The sequence below is a fragment of the Psychrobacillus sp. 05T411 genome (assembly GCF_056396485.1).
In genome coordinates this window covers 1-5277 of record NZ_JBFTLO010000055.1, presented here as the reverse complement: position 1 = coordinate 5277, position 5277 = coordinate 1, and the positions used below count along the sequence as shown (strand labels likewise).

At 36.4% G+C, this 5277-nt stretch carries 6 protein-coding genes; all 6 read right to left on the bottom strand.

Going from position 1 to position 5277, the window contains the following annotated elements:
* Window positions 1-602, bottom strand: a 602-nt coding sequence (locus tag AC1DFT_RS20585; protein WP_478161507.1) for a branched-chain amino acid ABC transporter permease, incomplete at its 3' end; no start/stop codon positions are given.
* A gap of 13 nt (window positions 603-615) precedes the next feature.
* Complete coding sequence (locus tag AC1DFT_RS20580) at window positions 616-1491, bottom strand: branched-chain amino acid ABC transporter permease (RefSeq protein ID WP_478161505.1); 876 nt, start codon at window positions 1489-1491, stop codon at window positions 616-618.
* 85 nt (window positions 1492-1576) lie between these two features.
* Entirely contained in the window at window positions 1577-2755 is a 1179-nt protein-coding gene (locus AC1DFT_RS20575; protein ID WP_478161503.1) for an ABC transporter substrate-binding protein, read from the bottom strand.
* Between the two features lie 582 nt (window positions 2756-3337).
* Window positions 3338-4045 (bottom strand): ABC transporter ATP-binding protein, encoded by a 708-nt coding sequence (locus AC1DFT_RS20570; protein ID WP_478161509.1) that lies wholly within the window; start codon window positions 4043-4045, stop codon window positions 3338-3340.
* On the bottom strand, window positions 4038-4826 hold the full coding sequence (locus AC1DFT_RS20565) for an ABC transporter ATP-binding protein (protein WP_478161501.1): 789 nt from the start codon (window positions 4824-4826) through the stop codon (window positions 4038-4040). Before AC1DFT_RS20565 ends, AC1DFT_RS20570 begins: the two co-directional genes overlap by 8 nt.
* Window positions 4816-5277 (bottom strand): branched-chain amino acid ABC transporter permease (locus AC1DFT_RS20560; RefSeq protein ID WP_478161499.1); only part of this gene is annotated, 462 nt, incomplete at its 5' end. The genes AC1DFT_RS20565 and AC1DFT_RS20560, both read right to left, overlap by 11 nt.

The following is a 5277-nucleotide window of genomic DNA, read 5'->3' as shown; positions in this document are numbered from 1 at the left end:
ATTACCTTATAATAAGTCGTATTGATCCCCATCGCATCAGACGCAATTTCATTTTCTCTTACGGAAATCGCTGCTAAACCATGTCTGGAGTTGGTGAAATTGACAATAACGATAATCGTAATAACAAGACAAACAAAGGCATATGTCCAAGTAGTTAAGTGGGAAACTTGCATCCCAGCCGCTCCACCAACCGCATCAATATTCAAGAACACAATACGAATAATTTCTGCAAATCCAAGTGTTGCAATTGCCAAGTAATCCCCTTTTAGTCTTAAACTTGGAATACCTACAATTAGTCCCGCTAACGCTGCAACAACCCCACCAACAATGATCGCCAGTGCAAAAGGTAATTGTAATTTCATTGTGATGATTGCAGATACATATGCTCCTACAGCTAAAAATCCTGCATGACCAATAGAAAATTGCCCTGTAATCCCAATAACCAAATGTAGGCTGACTGCTAAAATAATGTTAATGGCAATAAGTATGAGCGTATTAGAATAAAATTGATTCATCATCCCAGTTGAAATAAGCACTTGAACGATTACATACACTAATACAGCTACTAAGATAAATGGCCAAAACTGTTTAGACTTTTTCATCTCTATCTACCACCTACACTTTCTCTCGTGTATTTTTACCAAAGATTCCTGAAGGTCTAAAAATCAGAATTAAGATCAGAATAATGAATGCCGCAGCATCTCTCCACAAAGAGAAACCTAAAGCACTAACAATCGTTTCTACAACTCCGAGTACAAGCCCGCCAACCATCGCCCCAGGAATAATACCAATTCCTCCAAGAACAGCAGCGACAAACGCTTTTAAACCTGGAATGACCCCCATTAAAGGATCAATCTTTGTATAATACACTCCAAAAATTACACCCGCAGCCCCTGCTAAAGCTGAACCAATAGCAAACGTTGCAGAAATCGTATTATCTACATTAATTCCCATTAGCTTCGCAGCCTCTACATCATGCGAAACAGCTCGCATCGCTTTTCCTGTTTTCGTTTTATGTACGATAAATTGTAGCAATATCATCAGAACGACAGAAACAGAAAGAATTAACACAGACTGGATACTAATTTGAGCTCCTAAAATACTAAATGTTTTGTTGGAGAAAATATCTGGATAAGCTTCTGGTTGAGCTCCACGAATATAAATTACGCCGTATTCTATAAGTAAAGACACACCAATCGCTGTGATAAGTGCCGCGATTCGAGTAGCATTACGCAAACGTTTGTATGCAATACGTTCAATAATCACTCCGAATAAAGCACAAGCTACCATGGAGATTAATAATGCAGGGAAAAAACCTAAACCAAAAACAGTAATCGAATAAAATCCGATAAACGAACCAACCATAAACACGTCACCGTGGGCAAAGTTGATTAATTTAATAATGCCGTACACCATCGTATAACCGAKGGCGATTAATGCGTATATACTTCCGAGTGAAATACCGTTAATCAATTGTTGTATCCATTCCATGAAGTTTCACTCCTTTATGCATTCGTTTTTCTTTTTTAATAGAGAAAAGGAGGGATATCAATCCCTCCCATTTGACTGGTTAATCTTAAGGATTAACTTTTGTATTAAATACTTGTTTTCCATCAACGAATTCTAAGATTGTTGCTGATTTAACTGGGTGATGCTGTTCATCTACCGAGTATAAACCTGTTACTAAATCTAAATTATCTGTAGCTTCTAAAGCTTCTTTAATTTTCGTTCCATCTGTAGAACCAGCTCGTTCAATTGCATCTTTCAATAAGTAAACCGTGTCATAGCCAAGGGCATTAAATGAGTTCGGCGCTTTTCCGAATTTCGCATCAAACTTCTCTGCGAATTCTTTTGCTTTACCATCTGGATCTTCTGCAGAATAGTGATTAATGATAAATGTATTGTTTAGCGCTTCTGCCCCAGCTAAATCAACGATTGTTGGTGAATCCCATCCATCAGCACCCATTAAAGGAACTGTAATTCCAAGTTCACGAGCTTGTTTAACGATCAAACCAACTTCTTCGTAATAACCAGGGATAAAGATGAATTCTGGATTTGCACCTTTAATACGAGTTAACGTAGATCGGAAATCTGTATCTTTTGCTACGTAAGATTCTTGTTGCACGATTGTACCGCCAGCAGCTTCAAAGTCTTCAATAAATGAAGCAGCAAGACCTTTTGCATAGTCACTCGCGTTGTCCGCATAAACTGCTGCAGTTTTTACATTTAGTTCTTTCGCAGCAAAGTTAGCAGCTACTGTACCTTGGAATGGGTCAATGAATGAAGTACGGAATGCAAATTCATTGACAGAACCATTATCAGCAACTGTTACATTTGGGCTAGTTCCTGAAGGTGTAATCATTGGAGTTTTGCTGTCATTAGCAATCTGCACTTGAGCTACAGAGTTACCGCTTGTTGCAGGTCCAATAATTGCAGCTACTTTATCTTGACTTGTTAATTTAATTGCAGCATTTGTAGATTCAGCTGCGTCCGACTTATTGTCTACTGTTACTAATTCAATTTGTTTCCCATCAATACCACCAGCGGCATTGATTTCTTCTACTGCTAAATTAAATCCATCATTTTGAGATGATCCGTATGAAGCTACTGGACCAGATAGCTCTAAGTTGACACCGATTTTAATTTTGTCCCCTTCATTAGAACTACTACCTTCTTCCCCCGCTCCACATCCTGCTAGTATTCCAACTAGTAGAGAAGAAGCAAGAAATAATGTTGCAAATTTCGATTTTTTCATTTTCTAAATCCTCCTATTTTGTTCGATAATTCTGAATTTATAAGTCGTACTACTTAAGTTTTATTTGTTAATAAGTAACCGCTCAGAATCTATCAATTTATTGGTATGAACTATCTCATTGTAAAACAAAGTATATATTCAGTCTACAATAATTTTTCCTTTAGTTCCAAAATTTCAGAAATTACTTCAGAATAATATTTTATAAGTATTTATAAACCCTTTAAATTAAAGGGTTTATCATAAAAAGAATTTCCGTATATTCCCAAAAAACTATATCCATTCTTTTAATTATAAGTGCCTAATTAAATAAGCTTTTTTATCATTAAGACTAATACAGTTGTTAATTTATTGTAAATTTACAGGTAAATGATTATTTTTATACTTCATATTTCTACATGTATAATGGAAGTTTTTTCTATTTTAACGACAAAAAGGAGAAATAATATATGGCACTAAAGTAATGAAAGTGAGATTAAGTTAAAGCGGAAGAAAAAATATATACAAAAAAACAGGTATAGAAAAAAGTCTTTTTTTCTATACCTGTTTCAAATTATGGGCATTTTTTTGGAAGCCCCTTCTTTTTTAATGACCACCTAAATATGCTTGGCGTACTTCTTCACTTGCTTGAAGTTCTTTCGCAGGTCCAGATAGAACAACTCTGCCAGTTTCGATTACATAACCCCTACTCGCTACTGATAGCGCCATATTAGCGTTTTGTTCGACTAATAAAACAGTTGTACCTTCTCGGTTAATATCTTCAATTACTTGAAAAATTGTTTTAACCATTAAAGGAGCTAGACCCATCGATGGTTCATCAAGTAAAACTAGTTTCGGCTTTGCCATAATTGCACGACCCATTGCCAGCATTTGTTGTTCTCCACCAGACAATGTGCCAGAATGTTGTTTTTTACGCTCTAAAAGTCTAGGGAAAATTTCATATACTTTTTGCATATCTCTATGAATACCAGCCTTATCTTTCCGTAAAAAGGCGCCTAATTCTAGATTTTCTTCCACCGTCAGATTAGCGAAAACCCGGCGTCCTTCTGGAACATGCGATATTCCTGCTTTCACTATCGACTGGGCTTGTTTACCGGAGATAGATTTATCTAGAAATTCTATTTTTCCTTTTTTCGGTCTCAATAATCCTGATAGCGTTTTCAACAAAGTGCTTTTACCAGCACCATTAGCCCCGATTAAGGTTACAATTTCTCCTTCATTTACATCAATCGAAACTCCTTTAAGGGCTTGAATGTTCCCGTAAAACACATCTATATTTTCCACTTTAAGCATTGCCATCGTGAACTTCCTCCCCTAAATAAGCCTCAATAACCTTAGGATGGTTCCGGATCTTTTCTGGTGATCCTTCCGCAAGAAGCTTACCATGGTCGAGCACATAAATTCTTTCACAAACACCCATGACTAAATTCATATCGTGTTCTATTAGCAAAATAGTCAAATCGAATTTATTTCGGATAAAGGCGATTAAATCCATTAAATCTTTCGTTTCTTGCGGATTCATCCCTGCTGCAGGTTCATCCAATAAAAGAAGTTTCGGACCAGCTGCCAAAGCACGAGCTATCTCTAGTCTTCGTTGCTGTCCATAAGGTAAATTCTTAGCTAACTCATCTTTGTACTTGTCTAAACTAAAAATTTTCAGAAACTCAATTGATTTTTCTTCCATTTCTTGTTCGCCTTTAAAATGAGATGGTAAACGGAAAACAGAGCTTAGAATACTATGCTTAGCAAGTGAATGATAAGCAACCTTTACATTTTCTAACACTGATAAATCATTGAACAGACGAATGTTTTGAAAGGTACGACTTATTCCTTTTCTAGTCACTTTAAAAGGTGGTAAGCCATTTACTCGTTCACCATTGAAAATAATTTCTCCCTCAGTTGGTACATATACCCCTGTTAATAAGTTAAAACTGGTCGTTTTCCCTGCACCATTGGGACCAATTAGACCAACTAATTCCCCTTGATTTAATACCATATTTAAGTTTTGAACAGCTTTTAACCCGCCAAACTGAATACCGGTATTTTTCACCTCTAGTAAAGGCTTATTTTCCATGTTGGCCGCCCCCTTTCGGCGTTCTCCATAGCTTGAAATAATCTGTAATTTCCATCGTACCCATTAATCCTTTAGGTCGATATAACATTACTAAAATTAATACAAGACTATAAATAATCATACGAGTTTCCGGATATCCTTGGAGATAAGTGGAAACTACCGTCAATAATATGGCTGAAAGTACAGCACCTGATAGACTACCGAGACCACCTAAAACAACAAAAATTAGAATATCAAATGACTTTAAAAAGCCGAATTGACTTGGTTGGATAATATAAAAGTTATGGGAAAATAAAGCACCTGCTACTCCCGCAAAGAATGAGCCGATTGCAAATGCAATTACCTTATAATAAGTCGTATTGATCCCCATCGCATCAGACGCAATTTCATTTTCTCTTACGGAAATCGCTGCTAAACCATGTCTGGAGTTGGTGAAATTGACAATAACGAT

What these genes read in the sequence shown, in the direction of transcription:
- AC1DFT_RS20575 (WP_478161503.1), bottom strand. Translation starts at nt 2,755, where the DNA reads ATGAAAAAATCGAAATTTGCAACATTATTTCTTGCTTCTTCTCTACTA.
- AC1DFT_RS20570 (WP_478161509.1), bottom strand. Translation starts at nt 4,045, where the DNA reads ATGCTTAAAGTGGAAAATATAGATGTGTTTTACGGGAACATTCAAGCC.
- AC1DFT_RS20565 (WP_478161501.1), bottom strand. Translation starts at nt 4,826, where the DNA reads ATGGAAAATAAGCCTTTACTAGAGGTGAAAAATACCGGTATTCAGTTT.